Source organism: Endozoicomonas sp. YOMI1 (assembly GCF_024606345.1).
GTDB lineage: Bacteria > Pseudomonadota > Gammaproteobacteria > Pseudomonadales > Endozoicomonadaceae > Endozoicomonas.
Map to the genome: position 1 here is coordinate 1 of NZ_JAHHPM010000292.1, position 15,197 is coordinate 15,197.

Annotated in this window: 11 protein-coding genes; 9 read left to right on the forward strand and 2 right to left on the reverse strand. The window is 51.6% G+C overall.

Features of this window, described 5'->3' with window-relative positions; translation table 11 throughout:
* The first annotated feature begins 132 nt into the window (after positions 1-132).
* The 5 genes from KDK15_RS10200 (at position 133) to KDK15_RS10220 (ending at position 5,541) form a co-directional block, all read left to right on the forward strand.
* Entirely contained in the window at positions 133-1,182 is a 1,050-nt protein-coding gene (locus KDK15_RS10200; protein WP_257295254.1) for an NAD(P)H-dependent glycerol-3-phosphate dehydrogenase, read from the forward strand.
* Positions 1,183-1,214: 32 nt separating this feature from the next.
* Positions 1,215-1,562, forward strand: coding sequence for a DUF4389 domain-containing protein (locus KDK15_RS10205; RefSeq protein WP_257295255.1), 348 nt, complete (start codon positions 1,215-1,217; stop codon positions 1,560-1,562).
* A gap of 3 nt (positions 1,563-1,565) precedes the next feature.
* Positions 1,566-2,015 carry a phosphohistidine phosphatase SixA gene (gene sixA / locus KDK15_RS10210; RefSeq protein ID WP_257295256.1) on the forward strand — a complete coding sequence of 150 codons (450 nt, stop codon included), beginning with the start codon at positions 1,566-1,568 and terminating at the stop codon, positions 2,013-2,015.
* A 267-nt stretch (positions 2,016-2,282) separates the two neighbouring features.
* Positions 2,283-3,524, forward strand: a complete 1,242-nt coding sequence (locus KDK15_RS10215) for an MFS transporter (RefSeq protein ID WP_257295257.1) — start codon at positions 2,283-2,285, stop codon at positions 3,522-3,524.
* Positions 3,525-3,639: 115 nt separating this feature from the next.
* A complete protein-coding gene (locus KDK15_RS10220) occupies positions 3,640-5,541 on the forward strand; it encodes an ATP-binding cassette domain-containing protein (RefSeq protein WP_257295258.1) in 1,902 nt (633 codons plus the stop codon).
* Positions 5,542-5,591: 50 nt separating this feature from the next.
* Here KDK15_RS10220 and KDK15_RS10225 read toward each other — a convergent pair whose 3' ends face one another.
* Positions 5,592-6,032 carry a universal stress protein gene (locus KDK15_RS10225; protein ID WP_257295259.1) on the reverse strand — a complete coding sequence of 147 codons (441 nt, stop codon included), beginning with the start codon at positions 6,030-6,032 and terminating at the stop codon, positions 5,592-5,594.
* 534 nt (positions 6,033-6,566) lie between these two features.
* Between KDK15_RS10225 and fadB the strand changes: the two genes are divergently transcribed.
* From fadB to KDK15_RS10245, 4 genes are all read left to right on the forward strand, one after another.
* A complete protein-coding gene (fadB, locus tag KDK15_RS10230) occupies positions 6,567-8,714 on the forward strand; it encodes a fatty acid oxidation complex subunit alpha FadB (RefSeq protein ID WP_257295260.1) in 2,148 nt (715 codons plus the stop codon).
* Positions 8,715-8,786: 72 nt separating this feature from the next.
* Positions 8,787-9,959: an acetyl-CoA C-acyltransferase FadA gene (gene fadA, locus KDK15_RS10235; RefSeq protein ID WP_257295261.1), complete on the forward strand. Its 1,173-nt coding sequence runs from the start codon at positions 8,787-8,789 to the stop codon at positions 9,957-9,959.
* Positions 9,960-10,213: 254 nt separating this feature from the next.
* Positions 10,214-12,178, forward strand: coding sequence for a hypothetical protein (locus KDK15_RS10240; RefSeq protein WP_257295262.1), 1,965 nt, complete (start codon positions 10,214-10,216; stop codon positions 12,176-12,178).
* Entirely contained in the window at positions 12,156-12,530 is a 375-nt protein-coding gene (locus KDK15_RS10245) for a hypothetical protein (RefSeq protein ID WP_257295263.1), read from the forward strand. Before KDK15_RS10240 ends, KDK15_RS10245 begins: the two co-directional genes overlap by 23 nt.
* A gap of 6 nt (positions 12,531-12,536) precedes the next feature.
* On the opposite strand, the gene KDK15_RS10250 is transcribed toward KDK15_RS10245, so the two are convergent.
* The gene (locus KDK15_RS10250; protein WP_257295264.1) at positions 12,537-15,005 is read right to left on the reverse strand and encodes an ankyrin repeat domain-containing protein; all 2,469 of its coding nucleotides are present in this window, start codon (positions 15,003-15,005) and stop codon (positions 12,537-12,539) included.
* Positions 15,006-15,197: the final 192 nt, after the last annotated feature.

The window sequence follows — 15,197 nt, forward strand, 5'->3', positions numbered from 1 at the left end:
ATCCTCAATTTCTCGCAATCCTCGCTACGGGCGCTATTCTCGGACAGCCTCCTAGTGTGATTAAATACAGCTTTTACCGCTGACCTCAACAGATTTTGATGCAGTTTTTGCGTGTAAAACGGGATTAACTATATGACAGACAGGCCACATGGCACCGCAAAAAATGGCGGTACTGATGAATATACAATCGCTGTTCTTGGCGGCGGCAGTTTTGGCACGGCTCTGGCTGATATCTCCGCCACCAATGGCCACAGGGTGAAGCTCTGGATGAGAGATGCACAGCAGGTCAGGAGCATTAATGATGACCATGTGAATGCCAGGTATCTTCCCGAGTTCAGGATTCATCACGCCGTTAGCGCAAGCACTGATCTGTCGACGGTAGTCGCTGATGCAGATATCGTTTTTATTGCTATTCCCAGCAAATCTTTCCGGGAGGTGGTCAGAAAAACCAATGGACTGCTTTGTGGCAAGATAGTGATCAGTACAACGAAAGGTATTGAGCCCGTGACCTTTGATCTGATGAGTCAGATTCTGGTGGAAGAGCTGGAAAATCCCCGTATCGGTGTTCTGAGCGGACCCAACCTGGCTGGTGAGATCGTTGCCAGGGCTCTGACAGCAACAGTGATTGCCAGTGATGATGAAGACCTTTGTCAGATTGTACAGTCTGTCTTGCACTGTGATTACTTCAGGGTTTACTCCAATACGGATGTTTATGGTGTGGAGCTGGCAGGTGCTTTAAAGAATATTTATGCCATAGTCTCTGGCATGGGCGCGGCACTGGGAATGGGGGAGAATACCCAAAGTATGCTGATTACCCGAAGCCTTGCCGAAATGAGTCGTTTTGCGGTAACGCTCGGCGCTAATCCGATGACATTTTTGGGGTTGGCCGGGGTGGGTGATCTTGTTGCTACCTGCACTTCTGACCTGAGTCGAAATTTCCGGGTTGGTTATGCCCTGGGACAAGGCTGTTCTCTTGATGAAGCTGAGGCGAGACTGGGTCAGGTCGCGGAAGGGGTGAATACCCTGAAGCAGGTAAAGCAAAAGGCCGATCAACTGGGGGTTTATATGCCCCTGGTGGATGGTTTGTACAGCATTATTTTTGAGGGCAATGCCATTGGTGTGCTGGTTAAGGGAATGATGCTCCGGGAACAGAAAACCGATGTGGAGTTTATGTCCAGATAACTTTTCTTTAGAGAATATAGGCTTGAGAGAATATGGAGAGAATCGTAATGGATGAGAAAGTGGTTAATAATCTTAAATCGGAGTCTCGTTGGTTGAGGCTGGTCTTTATGGTGGTTTTCGGCGTTGTGGCTTATCTTGCTGCGTTTCTGGTGATGTTGATGGCTATTGTTCAGGCTGTTCACGGGTTTATCATGAGCGAACCCAATGACCGTCTGTTGCGATTCAGCGCCGGTGTGAATCAGTACATTTACCAGATTGCCGGATTTCTGACCTACAACTCTGATATTAAACCCTATCCATTCTCAGACTGGCCTGTCCCTGGTGGAGACAAAGCGTCAGGCTATGGTGAGAAAGAAATGAACGGATCGGATAATGATTAAATCATGAAACTTATCATTATGCGCCATGGCCAGGCATCATGGTCTGCTCCTTCGGATAAGGAAAGGAGCCTCACCGAGCAGGGTGTCCGTGAGGTCAGTGATACTGTTGCTTTATTGGCTGGCCAGCGGGTAGATTGTGTTTTTGCGAGCCCGTACCTTCGGGCTCAGCAAACGGCTCGCATCGCGGCAGAGGCGTTTGGGCTCAGGATGGAAACGCTGGACGAGCTGGAACCTGGTGGAAATCCGGCAAAAGTACTCGACGTTCTCCCGGATTCCGGTGTAGTACTATTGGCCAGTCATATGCCCATAGTCAGCTATCTTACTGGTTTGCTATGCGACGGAACCCCTAAGATTGGCCCTTCCTTCCAAACAGGAATGGCTCTGGTTCTGGAGGTGGATATGCTTGCTCCCGGAATGGGCAGGGTTATTGAGCACATTATACCTAAGTCTTAAGAGCTATTGGTTTGCTTAAGATCGATCGTTAACTTTCAGAATTTCAGTGCATTCTCTCTGATTGTGGAAAATATCATTTTTCCCATATTTTCAGGCTTTAAGCCTGCCTCTTAAAGCTATTTATGGTTAATAGATTCAAATTAATGTTTGCTCTTTTGATTTTTTAATGAACTTATTATTTGTCATCTAATCTAACTCTGCTCTGACCCCATGATGCTGGCAATTTTTATAGGGAAAGGGTATAGGGATAGTTAGGGAGTAAGTACGGTGGCGACAAGTTCTATAAGCCTCAGAGGCATTATTATCTGCTCAATAGCAGCATTATTCTGTTCGTATCAATTTATGCTTCAGGGGGCACCCTCGGTAATGGTTCCTCAGTTGATGACTGCCTTCGATCTTGATGTGGCAGGTATTGGCTGGTTAACCAGCAGTTTTCTCTGTTTTTATTTACTTTTTCAGGTACCGGGAGGCTATCTTGCGGATCGTTGTAATGTCCGGCTATTACTGGTGATTTGCTGTGTATTGATGGCTGTTGGCTGTTACTGGTTCAGTGTTTCTGAAACCATGCTGTCAGCCAGTGCATCCCGGGCGTTTATGGGAGTGATGACTTCGCCAGTGATTGTGGTGTGCATGAACCTGGCCAGTCGCTGGTTTCCGGAACGTTATTTTCCAACCCTTGCGGGTGCAATTGAAGCTTTTGGTCTGGCCGGTGGCGGTCTTGGCCCACTGATATTGCCGAATCTCATGGAAGCCTATGGGTGGCAGGGTGCAATGCAGGCCGCCGCCATTTTTGGTGCTGTACTTGCCGTCATGATTGCCCTCTTTGTTAAAAGCACGCCGCTCGTCTCTGTCAGTGATGCCAGGCTATATGACGTGACGTGTGAAGATGGTTCTGAGATTAATGTGAGCGAAAAGACGCCATTTGATCGAGCCTCTCTAATCCTATGCTGTTTGTATGGTTTTGGCCTGTTTGCCGTAATCACCAGTTTTGGTGGTTTATGGGGGATCCCTTTCTTCTATGAGCGTTTTCCCGGCGAGCAGGAAGCGGTTGCTGATATGGTTGCGTTGATTTTTGTCGGTGCTGCTATTGGCGCTCCTCTGCTGGGCTGGCTGGCCTGTCTGGTCGGGTCTATGCGCAAAATCATGGTGGTTTGCGCTATCGCTTCTCCTGTCTTGTTCAGTCTGCTGATCTTCTGCCCGTGTTCCATGCTGGTCATGGCTATGATCTGTTTTATGGCAGGAATCAGCAGCGTTGGATATATGCTGGCATTCTCTGTGGTGAAAAGCATCAGTCCACCGGAACGGATTGGAGTCCTGCTGGCTATCACCAATGGCTCCATGCTGTTAGCAGGTCCGGTCATGCAGCTGGTGATCGGGTTTATCCTGGAAGGTATTGGGCATGATGGCTTAAGTGCCTTGTCAATTCGGGACTACCAGCTGGCCTTTGTGCCTTTGTTGCTTTGTCAGTTGATGGCTTTGATCGCAGCGATTTGCCTGAAAAAACAGTGATACTGCTACCCATTGCTGGTGGTTGGCGCTATTCTAATCCATTTTTATCACTTTAAGTTGATCAACCTTTGCTGGTGCGGATAGCTGGCAAAGGGCTTTACCTCCTGGATGGATAATGCCGTTACTTAGATTCGAAAAGGTCAGCCTGGCGTATGGCGACCAACCCCTGCTGGATCATACCGAGTTTCAGATTGGAAAAGGTGAGAGGGTTTGCTTGTTGGGCCGCAATGGCGCAGGCAAGTCTACCTTAATGAAGCTGGTGTCCGGCAGTATCCTGCCTGATGATGGCACCCTTTGGCGTAAGCCTGGTTTGAAGGTAGGGGTTTTGAATCAGGATCTTCCTGACCAGGATGATAAGAAAGTTTATGATGTGGTTGCCTCAGGCCTTGAGGCGGTCGGTGAACTGATCAGTCGTTACCATACCTTATCCATGAATATCAGCACTGACGCTGATATGAAAGCACTGGAGAAAGTCCAGCAGCAGCTGGAGTCCGTGGATGGCTGGAGCCTCAGCCAGAAGGTGGATACGGTTATTCAGAAGCTGGGTCTTCCGGCTGAAAAACAGATGAAAGCGCTTTCCGGTGGCTGGCGTCGGCGGGTGGAACTGGCCAGGGCGCTGGTGGGCGAACCCGATCTGCTGTTGCTGGATGAGCCTACTAACCATCTTGATATTATTGCCATTGACTGGCTTGAGAAACAGCTGAAAGATTTCTCCGGGGCTCTGCTGTTTATTACTCACGACCGTTCATTTCTGCAGTCGTTGGCGACCCGCATTATTGAGCTGGATCGGGGGCAGCTAACCAGCTGGGAATGTGACTATAAAACTTTTCTCGCACGTAAGGCCCATGCTCTTGAAGTAGAGGCTGAGCAAAATGCTCTGTTCGATAAAAAGCTGGCGCAGGAAGAGGCGTGGATTCGTCAGGGGATTAAAGCACGCCGTACCCGAAACGAAGGGCGGGTGCGGGATCTGAAAAAGCTTAGGGAGGAGCGTCGTCAGCGCCGTGAGGTGCAGGGCAATGCCAGCTTTGGGTTGGAGCAGGGAGAAGCGTCAGGCAAGCTGGTGCTTGAAGCCAAAAATATTTTCCAGTCGTTTGATCAGCATACCGTCATCAACGACTTTAATCTTCGGCTTATGCGCGGCGACAAGATTGGCTTGATTGGAGCCAACGGGGCAGGGAAGTCAACGCTGCTCAGTATCCTTCTGGGCAATCTCGAGCCGGAATCGGGATCTGTCAAAATGGGGACCAGGCTTGAGGTGGCGTACTTTGACCAGCTGCGTAATCAGCTGGATCTTGAAAAAACCGTTATTGATAACGTGGCTGAAGGGCGTGAGAGTATCACCATCAATGGCTCAAGTCGGCACGTTATTGGTTTCCTGGGGGATTTCCTGTTTCCTCCGGGTCGTTGTCGCGTGCCGGTCAAGGCGCTTTCCGGTGGGGAGAGAAACCGATTATTACTCGCGCGTTTGTTCAGTAAACCCGCCAATCTACTGGTGATGGACGAGCCCACCAATGATCTGGATGTTGAGACTCTGGAGCTTCTGGAATCCTTGTTGGTGGAGTTCACTGGTACCATTCTCCTGGTCAGTCACGACCGAACATTTCTGGATAATGTGGTATCGAGTACTTTGGTGTTTGGACCAGGTGGTCATATCAGTGAGTATGTTGGTGGATTTGATGACTGGTTGCACCAGGGCGGGTCAATTTCAAGTCTGGTGGCAGAAGCTCAGGTGGTTAAAAAAGAGGAAAAGGCTAAAGCGCCACCAAGTCAGACTCAAGTCACCAGCAAGCCGGTGAAAAAGAAACTCAGTTATAAACTGCAGCGCGAGCTTGATGCTTTGCCGGATGAGATTGAGGCACTTGAAGAAGAGCTCGGTCAGCTGGAGGCTCAAACCGCTGAGTCAAGTTTTTATCAGGGAGATCAGTCCGAAGTCCAGACTGTTCTTAACCGGCTGACTGAGCTGAATGCGCTGATAGAACAGAAAATGGAACGGTGGGAAGAGTTGGATAATATGTAGGTATTCTCAAGAGCCACAGGTATCTAATGTGGCTCTTGTTTATAACAAGATTAACTGTTTTTGCCGACTCTCACTGCCAGTACATCACAACTGGCACCATGCAGGATGCTGGTTGACGTGGAACCGAGAATCAGTGCCAGACCGTGACGGCCGTGGCTGCCAACCACAATCAGATCAACGTCTGACTCTTCGGCAATTCGATGAACCTCCCGCTCTGGTCGCCCATAGACCACATGTTGTTCACCTTTCTTCAGCTGGATGGAATCGGCCAGGCGGGCGATGCGCTCTCTTGCCTGTTCAGTGATTTCATCTTGCAGGGTGGTGAGGTCGAGAGGGATATCACTGCCATAAGCCACGCTGAGTGGTTCGACAACATGAACCATGGTCAGTCTGGCCTGGTGTTTTTCAGCAATGGATTTGGCTTTCTCGAGCACCTCGTCGGCTTCGTCGGACAAATCAATCGCAACCAGAATGTGCTTGTAGAGGCTCATAAGCTGTCTTCCTTCTTCAATAGATGCAAAAAGTGATCCGCCCTGTAATATCTGGATGGCCAGACCGCTGTCGTGATTCCTCATGATCATCAATGAAGTGAAGTGAGGAGTTCATGGAGGGCATGAACGCTTCTAAAGTCATGGCATTTCCATTGTAAGGCCTATTCTGGTTTTATTCATGGTTTTATTAGCTGTCTGTCCGGTAATTTTCCATAAACCATGATCCGGATTCGGAGGTGGTTATTTTCTGGATGAGTACTCTTGTGTAAGTATGGAAAAAGGTGGCATCTTCATGGTGTTTCAGACTTGACTTTAAACACCATTTCACAGAAGGTAAGCACTAAATTCAAACAGTCGTATGAATTTGCTGGGAAGCACTTGGTAACTGCCAGGGTACAGTCAGAAAGTAAAGCAATAATAATCAGATAGCTGACATTGTTAATGTAACACACGAGTCAGTCCTGTTAATATGACAGGTTGGTTGCCAGAGTATGGTTAACTACTTATCTATCTTCAACCCGAAAGGAGAAGTTCATGATCTACCAGGGGAAGGCGTTCAGGGTTTTGCCTGTGGAAGATGGTATCGCCGAGCTGCAGTTTAATCTCGACGGCGAAAGTGTCAATAAGTTCAGTCGCTCTGCTATTGAGGATCTTGCCGCTGCGCTGGATGCCATCCGTTCTGATGAAAATATCAAAGGGCTCATTCTCACCAGTGGTAAAGACGTATTTATCGTTGGTGCTGATATCAATGAATTTACCCAGACCTTCAAGCAGGATGATGAGACGTTATTGGCCGGAGTAATGGCGGTGAATAAGGTCTTTTCCGGTTTTGAAGATCTTGATATGCCAACCGTGGCTGCCGTGAATGGCATTGCCCTGGGTGGTGGTTTTGAGATCTGTCTGTGTGCCGATTACCGGGTTCTTTCCACAGAAGCCAGGGTTGGCTTGCCGGAAGTCAAGCTGGGTATCTACCCTGGCTGGGGTGGCACCGTCAGGCTGCCAAGATTGATTGGTGCGGATAATGCGGTTGAGTGGATTGCCAGTGGCAAAGAGTATCGCCCTGATGCAGCGCTGAAAGCAGGCGCGGTTGATGCAGTGGTCGCTCCTGAGAAACTGAAAGATTCCGCTGTAGCCCTGGTGCGTTGCTGCCTGGCTGGTGAACTGGATTATCAGGCCAGAAAGCAGGAGAAAAAAGGCAAGCTGAAACTGCCACCGGTGGAATCGATGATGGTGTTTGAAACCACATCTGCCGTGGTGAAGCAGCAGGCCGGCCCCCATATGCTGGCGCCAATAGCAGCGGTTAAGACCATCCAGAAACACGCTTTCATGGACCGTGATAAGGCTCTTGAAGTTGAAGCAAAAGGGTTTATTAAACTGGCCAAGTCTTCAGTGTGTGATGCCCTGGTTGGTCTGTTCCTGAACGATCAGCTGCTTAAGAAAAAGGCCAAAGAGTCAGCTGGTATTGCCGCTGAAACGAACAATGCGGCTGTTCTGGGTGCCGGCATTATGGGCGGTGGTATTGCCTATCAGTCCGCCTTGAAAGGTACGCCCATTTTGATGAAAGACATCAACCAGGATGGGCTGGATCTTGGCCTGGCAGAAGCAACCAAACTACTCTCCAAGCGTGTTTCCCGGGGACGAATGGATGCCGCCAAGATGGGCAGTGTACTGAATAATATTGTGCCTACCCTGTCCTATGGTGACTTTGAGGGCGTCGATGTTGTTGTTGAAGCCGTTGTGGAAAATCCAAAGGTCAAGAAAGCGGTTCTGGCCGACGTAGAAAGCCAGGTTTCAGAGCAGGCTGTTCTGACATCCAATACCTCCACCATTTCGATTACCGAGCTGGCCAGTGATCTGAAGCGTCCGGAACAGTTCTGTGGTATGCACTTCTTTAATCCTGTTCATGCAATGCCACTGGTTGAGGTTATCCGTGGCGAGAAGACCAGCGATGCAACCGTAGCAACGGTAGTTGAGTATGCCCGCAAGATGGGTAAAACGCCGGTGGTGGTTAATGACTGCCCCGGGTTTATGGTAAATCGCGTCCTGTTCCCTTACTTTGGTGGCTTCTCTGCCCTGGTTCGTGATGGTGCCGATTTCCAGCAGGTGGATAAAGTCATGGAACGCTTTGGCTGGCCAATGGGACCTGCCTATCTTATGGATGTGGTGGGTATTGATACGGGTATCCATGCTGAAGGTGTCATGTCCGAAGGTTATCCGGATCGTATGAAGCGTGACTTTAAAACCGCCCTTGATGTGATGTTTGAAAACCAGCGCTTTGGTCAGAAAAACGGTGTCGGTTTCTATCAGTACGAGCAGGATAAGAAAGGCAAGCCGAAGAAGGTGGTTGATGAGTCCGTTTATGGCTTGTTGAATGAGGTTTGTGCTGAGCGTAAATCCTTTGATGATGAGGAAATCATCGCCCGTATGATGATACCACTGTGTATGGAAACCGTTCGTACGCTTGAAGATGGTATTGTTGATTCCGTCGCTGAAGCGGATATGGCTCTGATTATGGGTATTGGCTTCCCTCTCTTCCGCGGTGGTGCCCTGAAGTACATTGACAGTCTGGGTGTGGCGGAGTTTGTTGAGCTTGCGGACAAGTACGCTCATATCAGCCCACTGTATGCACCTACTGACAAACTCCGGGAAATGGCTCGTGAAGGCAAGACCTTCTACGGTTGATGGCTCTTTGAAAAAAACACGTGAGTCTTAAGTTATTGAACCATTTTCAGGGAATATAAAAGAGAGAATACCATGAGCCTGAATCCAAGAGATGCTGTAATTGTTGACTACGGGCGCACCCCGATGGGGCGCTCCAAGGGTGGCATGTATCGTAATGTGCGTGCTGACAACCTGTCTGCCGAGTTGATTACCGGGGTACTCAACCGCAATCCTGAAGTGAACCCGGCGGAGGTAGAAGATGTTATCTGGGGTTGTGTAAACCAGACCCTGGAGCAGGGTTGGAACATTGCCCGAATGGCGTCGCTGTTGACACCCATTCCCAATACCTCCAGTGCCCAGACGGTCAGCCGTCTGTGCGGATCCTCCATGAGTGCCCTGCAGACAGCCGTTCAGGCCATTCAGACCAATAACGGTGATGTTTTTGTAGTGGGTGGGGTAGAGCACATGGGGCATGTGGGAATGATGCACGGTGTTGATCCCAACCCAAGGCTGTCCAAATACGGCGCCAAGGCAGCCGGTATGATGGGACTGACAGCGGAAATGCTGAGCACCATGCACGGCATCAGTCGCCAGGCGCAGGATGAATTTGGTGCCCGTTCACATCAGCGGGCCTGGGCTGCAACCGAAGCGGGTCATTTCAAAGATGAAATTATCCCTATGCAGGGGCATGATGCTGACGGAAACCTCGCTCTTTTCACCCGGGATGAAACCATCCGCCCGGAAACCACGGTAGAAGCACTGTCACAGCTTAAGCCTGCATTTAACCCCAAGGGTACCGTGACGGCAGGAACGTCTTCCCAGATTACCGATGGCGCTTCCTGTATGATCGTTATGTCTGCCCAGCGGGCTAAAGATCTTGGTGTGCAGCCCATGGCGGTGGTCAGGGCAATGGCGGTTGCCGGTGTTGATCCTTCCATTATGGGTTATGGGCCGGTTCCCAGCAGTAAGAAAGCCCTTAAGCGTATTGGGCTGACCATTGATGATATTGATCATGTAGAGCTGAATGAGGCGTTTGCTGCCCAGGCACTGCCCGTCCTGAAAGACCTTAAAGTGCTGGATAAGATGGAGGAAAAGGTCAATCTCAATGGTGGTGCCATTGCTCTCGGTCATCCCTTTGGTTGCTCAGGCGCCCGAATTTCCGGAACGCTTCTGAATGTTATGAAACAGAATGGTGGCACGTTGGGGCTGGCAACCATGTGTGTTGGTCTTGGTCAAGGTATCACTACCATTTTTGAAAGGGTCTGATCGTCGCTTGGAAGCGTCTATTATAATCACCCAATAGCCCGGTTTTTTTCCGGGCTTTTTTGTCAGCGGTTTGGACTGCCACGCTCCCCCGTGGGAATGCATACCGAATCTCTCCGCAAATACAGAACCCCATTTTTCCTGTTTTATAAGATTTTTGCGCATTGCCTGTTGCGAATAATTCAAACGGTTCTTTTCACCGCCTGAGCCTTGTCTACCATTGACTTATTTTATGAGGCTTTTACGAGGCAATAGCTTTGATATCCCAATCTACCACTCAGCCAACAGGCACACCCACTGCTTCTGGCTCCGTACCCAGCCAACGGTGTAATGGGGGGCTATGGCAAGGGTTGGAGGTCGCCATCCGATCCGGTGTGATCCCGTTTTTTCAGTCGTGGCATCCCGGTTATATACCCCCCGGGTTGCAGTCGTCGGCGCAACCGGATGAAGGTCCGGCCTTCACTTTTGGCAGTGCCGATGGGCAGAACAGTAGCTTTTTCCAGGGAGTTGAGCTGGGGGTCCGGCTGGTGTCGCCTTATACTGTGCTGCCAGCGGAGATCGGCACACTGCTGGAGGGCTTTGTTACTCTTTCTGCGGCGACCCGGCTCAGGGATCTTTTTGGTGGATTGGGGGCGACTACTGCTTCGGCATCAGGGCAGAGCCGGGCAGACATCACGGTAGACGGTTCCCCAACAAACGACAAAAGCAAGAAAAAAAACAAACCGCAGCAAATACCACAACGGACCAGCCCATCGGTCACCACCTCCGTCCGGGCTGGCCCGCTACCGAAAGCCGCCGTGGCACTGGGCACCCTGTCCGGCCTGACCGCTGCGGCTGCTACATCCCCATCCGACCGTAAAACCGAAAGGTGGATTGCGGTGCCAGATGCCGAAACTCTGGGCAAGATTGGCCGTGACCCGAACTATCCACTGAATGGCACTTACCGGCAGACTGCGGATTTTGATGGTAGCCGATTGCCCCACTCCATCGGCAATAAAACCCATGCATTCACCGGCGAGTATCATGGCCAATGCCATACCATTGGGAATCTCCGGCAATGCATGGTGAAAAAGCTGGCGGGTGATGTTGATAGACTGTGTTTCACCAATGCCAGTATACGGTCCAGCAATCCGGCCGGGGTGGTGGCCTGTGAAGTTTCCGACGGCGGGACTGCCAGTAATATCCGGGTTGAAAATTCTCATGTTACCCGGGAGGGGGATGGATATGGGGGAACTGGAATTGTAGGAGGCGATATCAGAGGTACTGTTGCCAATATCACAGCCGTTGATTGCTCTGTCAGAGCCAAGGGTGTGACCGGTATCGGCGGAGGCTATTCAAAGGGAACTGTTGCTAACATCACAGCAATGAACTGCACTGTGGAGGGAAGTTATGCCGGTATCGGCGCGGGGAGTGTTTTTCATGGCAGCGTTGCCAACACCACAGCGGTGAACTGCAAGGTGGAAACCTATGAAGGCCATGCCGGTATCGGGGCGGGATTACTTTATTATGCTAGCGCTGCCGACACCACAGCGATGAACTGCAAGGTCAAGGTGACAGCGCTCAATGGTCATGCCGGTATCGGAGCGGGGTTAACTTATCATGGCAGCGTTACCGACACCGCAGCGCTGAACTGCAAGGTGGAAACGTCCAGAGGTAATGCCGGTATCGGGGCAGGGTCTGTTTATGATGATGGAAACGTTGCCCACACCACAGCAATGGACTGCACGGTGAAAACCCTCTGTGGTGATGCCGGTATTGGGGCGGGGACAGTAAGAAGCGGTACTGTTGCCAACACTCATGTGTTCAACAGTACCATCGAAAGTGAATACGGTGCTGCGAGTATTGGGGGAGGGCCTGATTCCACTGTCTGTAATGTCCACGTTAACGATGAACTGCAACCAGACAGCGCCGGGGATTGCCGTTATTTGCTGGATCATTTCTGTGAAGATATTGACCCCCGTCTGGTAAGGGCGAACTGCCAGCCCGGTGACGATCATTTTGGCGCATTAACCAGTGACACTGTCACCGGATTTGAGTTTTGTCCTGCGTCGGGTGCCACCCTGGCACTGCCCACCAGTGCGGCTTCCCCCGGTATCGGCGCAACAGCCGATCTCGCCCTGTGGGCTTCGGCCTTTGTGCTGGCAGGTGTGGCCGGGGTGTGCATCTATCGTCATTGTTACCGCAGGTCATCCGCTGCCGATGACCCGCACAGGAAGTGGTGACCATCAATACTGCAGGTCAGGCACAGGAGGCGGAGGATCAACCGATGAAAGAAGTCGGCAGGGGAGAGGCAAGAGTAAACCTGCCGGTGAACAACGCTCCAGGATACCTCCTCCAAAGCCGCCCAGACTGAGTAAGACGGAAGTACAGGAAAAACCACCCATAACGGCAAGGAACCCGTTCCTTGAGGAACTCAGGGAAAAGGTGATTAACCGGTATGTACACAAAGATGAAAATAAGGACATATATAGAAATGTTGGCGCATATGAAGATGTTGGTGAATATGAAGATATTGATGAATATGAAGATGATGGCGCATATGAGGAAGTTGCCACTTTCAAGCCCGCAAAATGAGAATCGCTACTGAACGGGGCAATTATGTCTTTTTGCCCCAGCATTGCGCAGTATTTTTATGATCGGTTGGTTGCCCTGATGGTAGGCCAGGTCAAGCGGGCTGGTGCCGTTGCGATGGGCGAGGTTGGGGTTTGCGCCCTTTATAAGCAATGCCTGCACGGAACTCTCAAACCCCTTGAGAACGGCACTGATCAGCGGGGTCGTGCCATCCTGGCGGGCGGTATTGGTATTCGCGCCGTTGTCCAGCAGAAATTTCACAATTGCCTTGTGTTCGCTTTCTACTGCCAGGTGCAGGGCCGTTGAGCCGTCTTCAGTGGCCAGGTTGATGTTTGCCCAGGCATCAGACAGGAGGGTGACAATGGGCAGGTGGCCACGTTTTGCGGCAATATGCAGGGCTGCCCAGCCACCCTCACCACCGGCAAGGTCAAGTTCAGCATTCTGTCTGATCAGGTTCCGGACGATTTCAACCCTACCCTCCTGGGCCGCCAGGAAAAGGGGCGTTTCACCGGTGTCCAGTCGGGCATCAAGGTTGGCACCGGTTGCAATCAACGCTTTCACAATCTGCTCATGGCCAGCGCTGGCAGCCTGATGGAAGGCTGACCAGCCGTTCTTGAGGGCAATATGGGGATTTGCCCCGGCCTGTAGCAAGGCTTGAGCGATGGCTTCATAGCCTTTAAAAGTGGCAATGTACAGTGCGGTTTCGCCACTGTTCAGGGGCGCATTGATAAAAGTATTTGCCGTGTTTTCCGCCAACAGAACCTGCAGGACGCTTAATTTGCCATACCGGCTGGCGACATGCAGCGGCGTCGAGCCGTTGTCAGAAACTGCCCCGGGATCAGCACCATTGGTTATCAGGGTCTTTGCGATGTCACGGAAGCCTTGCTGTGCCGCGATGTGTAAAGGCGTCAAGCAGTCCATGGCGGTAATGTTGACTTTTGCTCCGATGGCAACCAAATGCTCCACGATCCGGAAAAGTCCGTTCTGAACGGCGCTGAATAGCGGTGTTTCACCATTATTCCGGGCAGCATGGATATCTGCCCCGGCCTTGATCAGGGTCATCATGCACTGCTCGTTGCCATATCGGGCGGCGATGAACACGGGAGTTTCGCCGGTACGCAGCGGAGCTTCAATATTCGCCTGTCCCGCCACCAGGGCCTCGGCGATGCTGGCGCGGCCGTGCTGGGCAGCAAGGTGCAGGGCAGTAGTGCCATCTTTACAGGCCGCATCAGGGTTTGCAGCACTGTTGATCAGGGCCAGCACAATCACCAGGTGGCCTGCGCGCACCGCCAGGTGCAGGGCCGTATAGCCATCTTCACAGATCGCATTGAGCCGGGTTCGGGCATCCTTGGCCAACAGCTGCAGGCAGGTTTCACAACCACTGCTGGCGGCCATGTGCAGTGCCGTCCAGCCATCATCATGGGTAGTGGCATTTGGATCGGTCCGGAGGTCGCCGAGCAGGGTCTGCAAACACTGCCTGTGGCCCTGGCGGGCGGCAAGATGGAGCGGGTTGGTCCCGTCCTTAAGGGCCTCATTGGGATGCACCCCGGCATCCAGCAGCAGTTGTGCGATGGTTGCATGTCCCTGGTGGGCACAGATAAGCAGTGGGGTCCAGCCACTCTTGCTGGCCTGGCCAGGAGAGCCGCCGTTGGCCAGCAGCACTTCTACAGAGGCTTCCCGGCCTTCCCGGGCGGCAATATACAGAGGCGTTGTGCCGTCCTTGCAGCTGGCATCAGGAACGGCCCCACACTGGAGCAATGTTGCAACCACCTTGACATGGCCAGCGCGGGCGGCGAGAAACAGGGGCGTTTCGCCGTGTTTCAGGACAGCATTGAGATTTGCCTTGCCCTGGAACAGGGCGTATACCACCTCATCATGACCCTTTTCAGCGGCACTATGCAGGGCAGTTGAACGATGCTGGAAGACCGTGTTGGGGTCAGCCTCAAGACTGAGCAGAAGGCGGACAATATGGGCATGGCCTTTCAGGGCGGCAACATGCAGTGGGGGAGCGCAGTCCTTGCCGGATATATTGGGGTTTGCCCCGGCTGCCACCAGCGTTTTGACAATCTGTTCCTGGCCATGGCTGGCGGCGACAAACAGCAAGAACACATTTTTACCAGTAACCTCCGACTTGAAGGGATGGTGCACAATATCCGGATAGGATTTCAAAAACCTCTGGAGGACCACGAGATCACCCGTTCTGCATGCCTGAATCGGTGCTGCTTCACAATATTTGCTGGGCAACCGATATCCCACCGGAGCCTGACGAATCAGTGGTATTGCCGGTTGCTGACAGACGTAGCAGTGCCGCCCATCCAGTGGTTGTTGATCAAGCCAGTTGGTAATGCAATGCAGGTGAAAAGGGTGATGGCAGGCGGTGGTGACCATCTCCCGTGGCCCTAACTTGCCCACACTGCTTTCATGGCAAATGCCACATACGGGTGGGGCCGTTGCTATCGTGCTATCAATGGTATTCATATCATCAGAAGGTATTCATTGAGAAAAAAGAATTTGAGTAAAGGCAATTAATAAACTGAAAAGTTCCCGGGCACGGAATAAATAGAACGTAGCTATATTCCCGGCCTTTTCCTGTTATATAAGATTTTTGCGCATAGCCCATTACCAATAATTCAAACGGTTCCTTTCATCGCCTGAGCCTTGTCTATCCTT

Bases quoted from the DNA above. Each gene is read 5' to 3' on its own strand.
- KDK15_RS10200 (WP_257295254.1), top strand. From the start codon at position 133: ATGACAGACAGGCCACATGGCACCGCAAAAAATGGCGGTACTGATGAA.
- KDK15_RS10245 (WP_257295263.1), top strand. From the start codon at position 12,156: ATGACCCGCACAGGAAGTGGTGACCATCAATACTGCAGGTCAGGCACA.
- KDK15_RS10225 (WP_257295259.1), bottom strand. From the start codon at position 6,032: ATGAGCCTCTACAAGCACATTCTGGTTGCGATTGATTTGTCCGACGAA.
- KDK15_RS10220 (WP_257295258.1), top strand. From the start codon at position 3,640: ATGCCGTTACTTAGATTCGAAAAGGTCAGCCTGGCGTATGGCGACCAA.
- KDK15_RS10250 (WP_257295264.1), bottom strand. From the start codon at position 15,005: ATGAATACCATTGATAGCACGATAGCAACGGCCCCACCCGTATGTGGC.
- KDK15_RS10205 (WP_257295255.1), top strand. From the start codon at position 1,215: ATGGAGAGAATCGTAATGGATGAGAAAGTGGTTAATAATCTTAAATCG.
- fadB (WP_257295260.1), top strand. From the start codon at position 6,567: ATGATCTACCAGGGGAAGGCGTTCAGGGTTTTGCCTGTGGAAGATGGT.
- sixA (WP_257295256.1), top strand. From the start codon at position 1,566: ATGAAACTTATCATTATGCGCCATGGCCAGGCATCATGGTCTGCTCCT.
- fadA (WP_257295261.1), top strand. From the start codon at position 8,787: ATGAGCCTGAATCCAAGAGATGCTGTAATTGTTGACTACGGGCGCACC.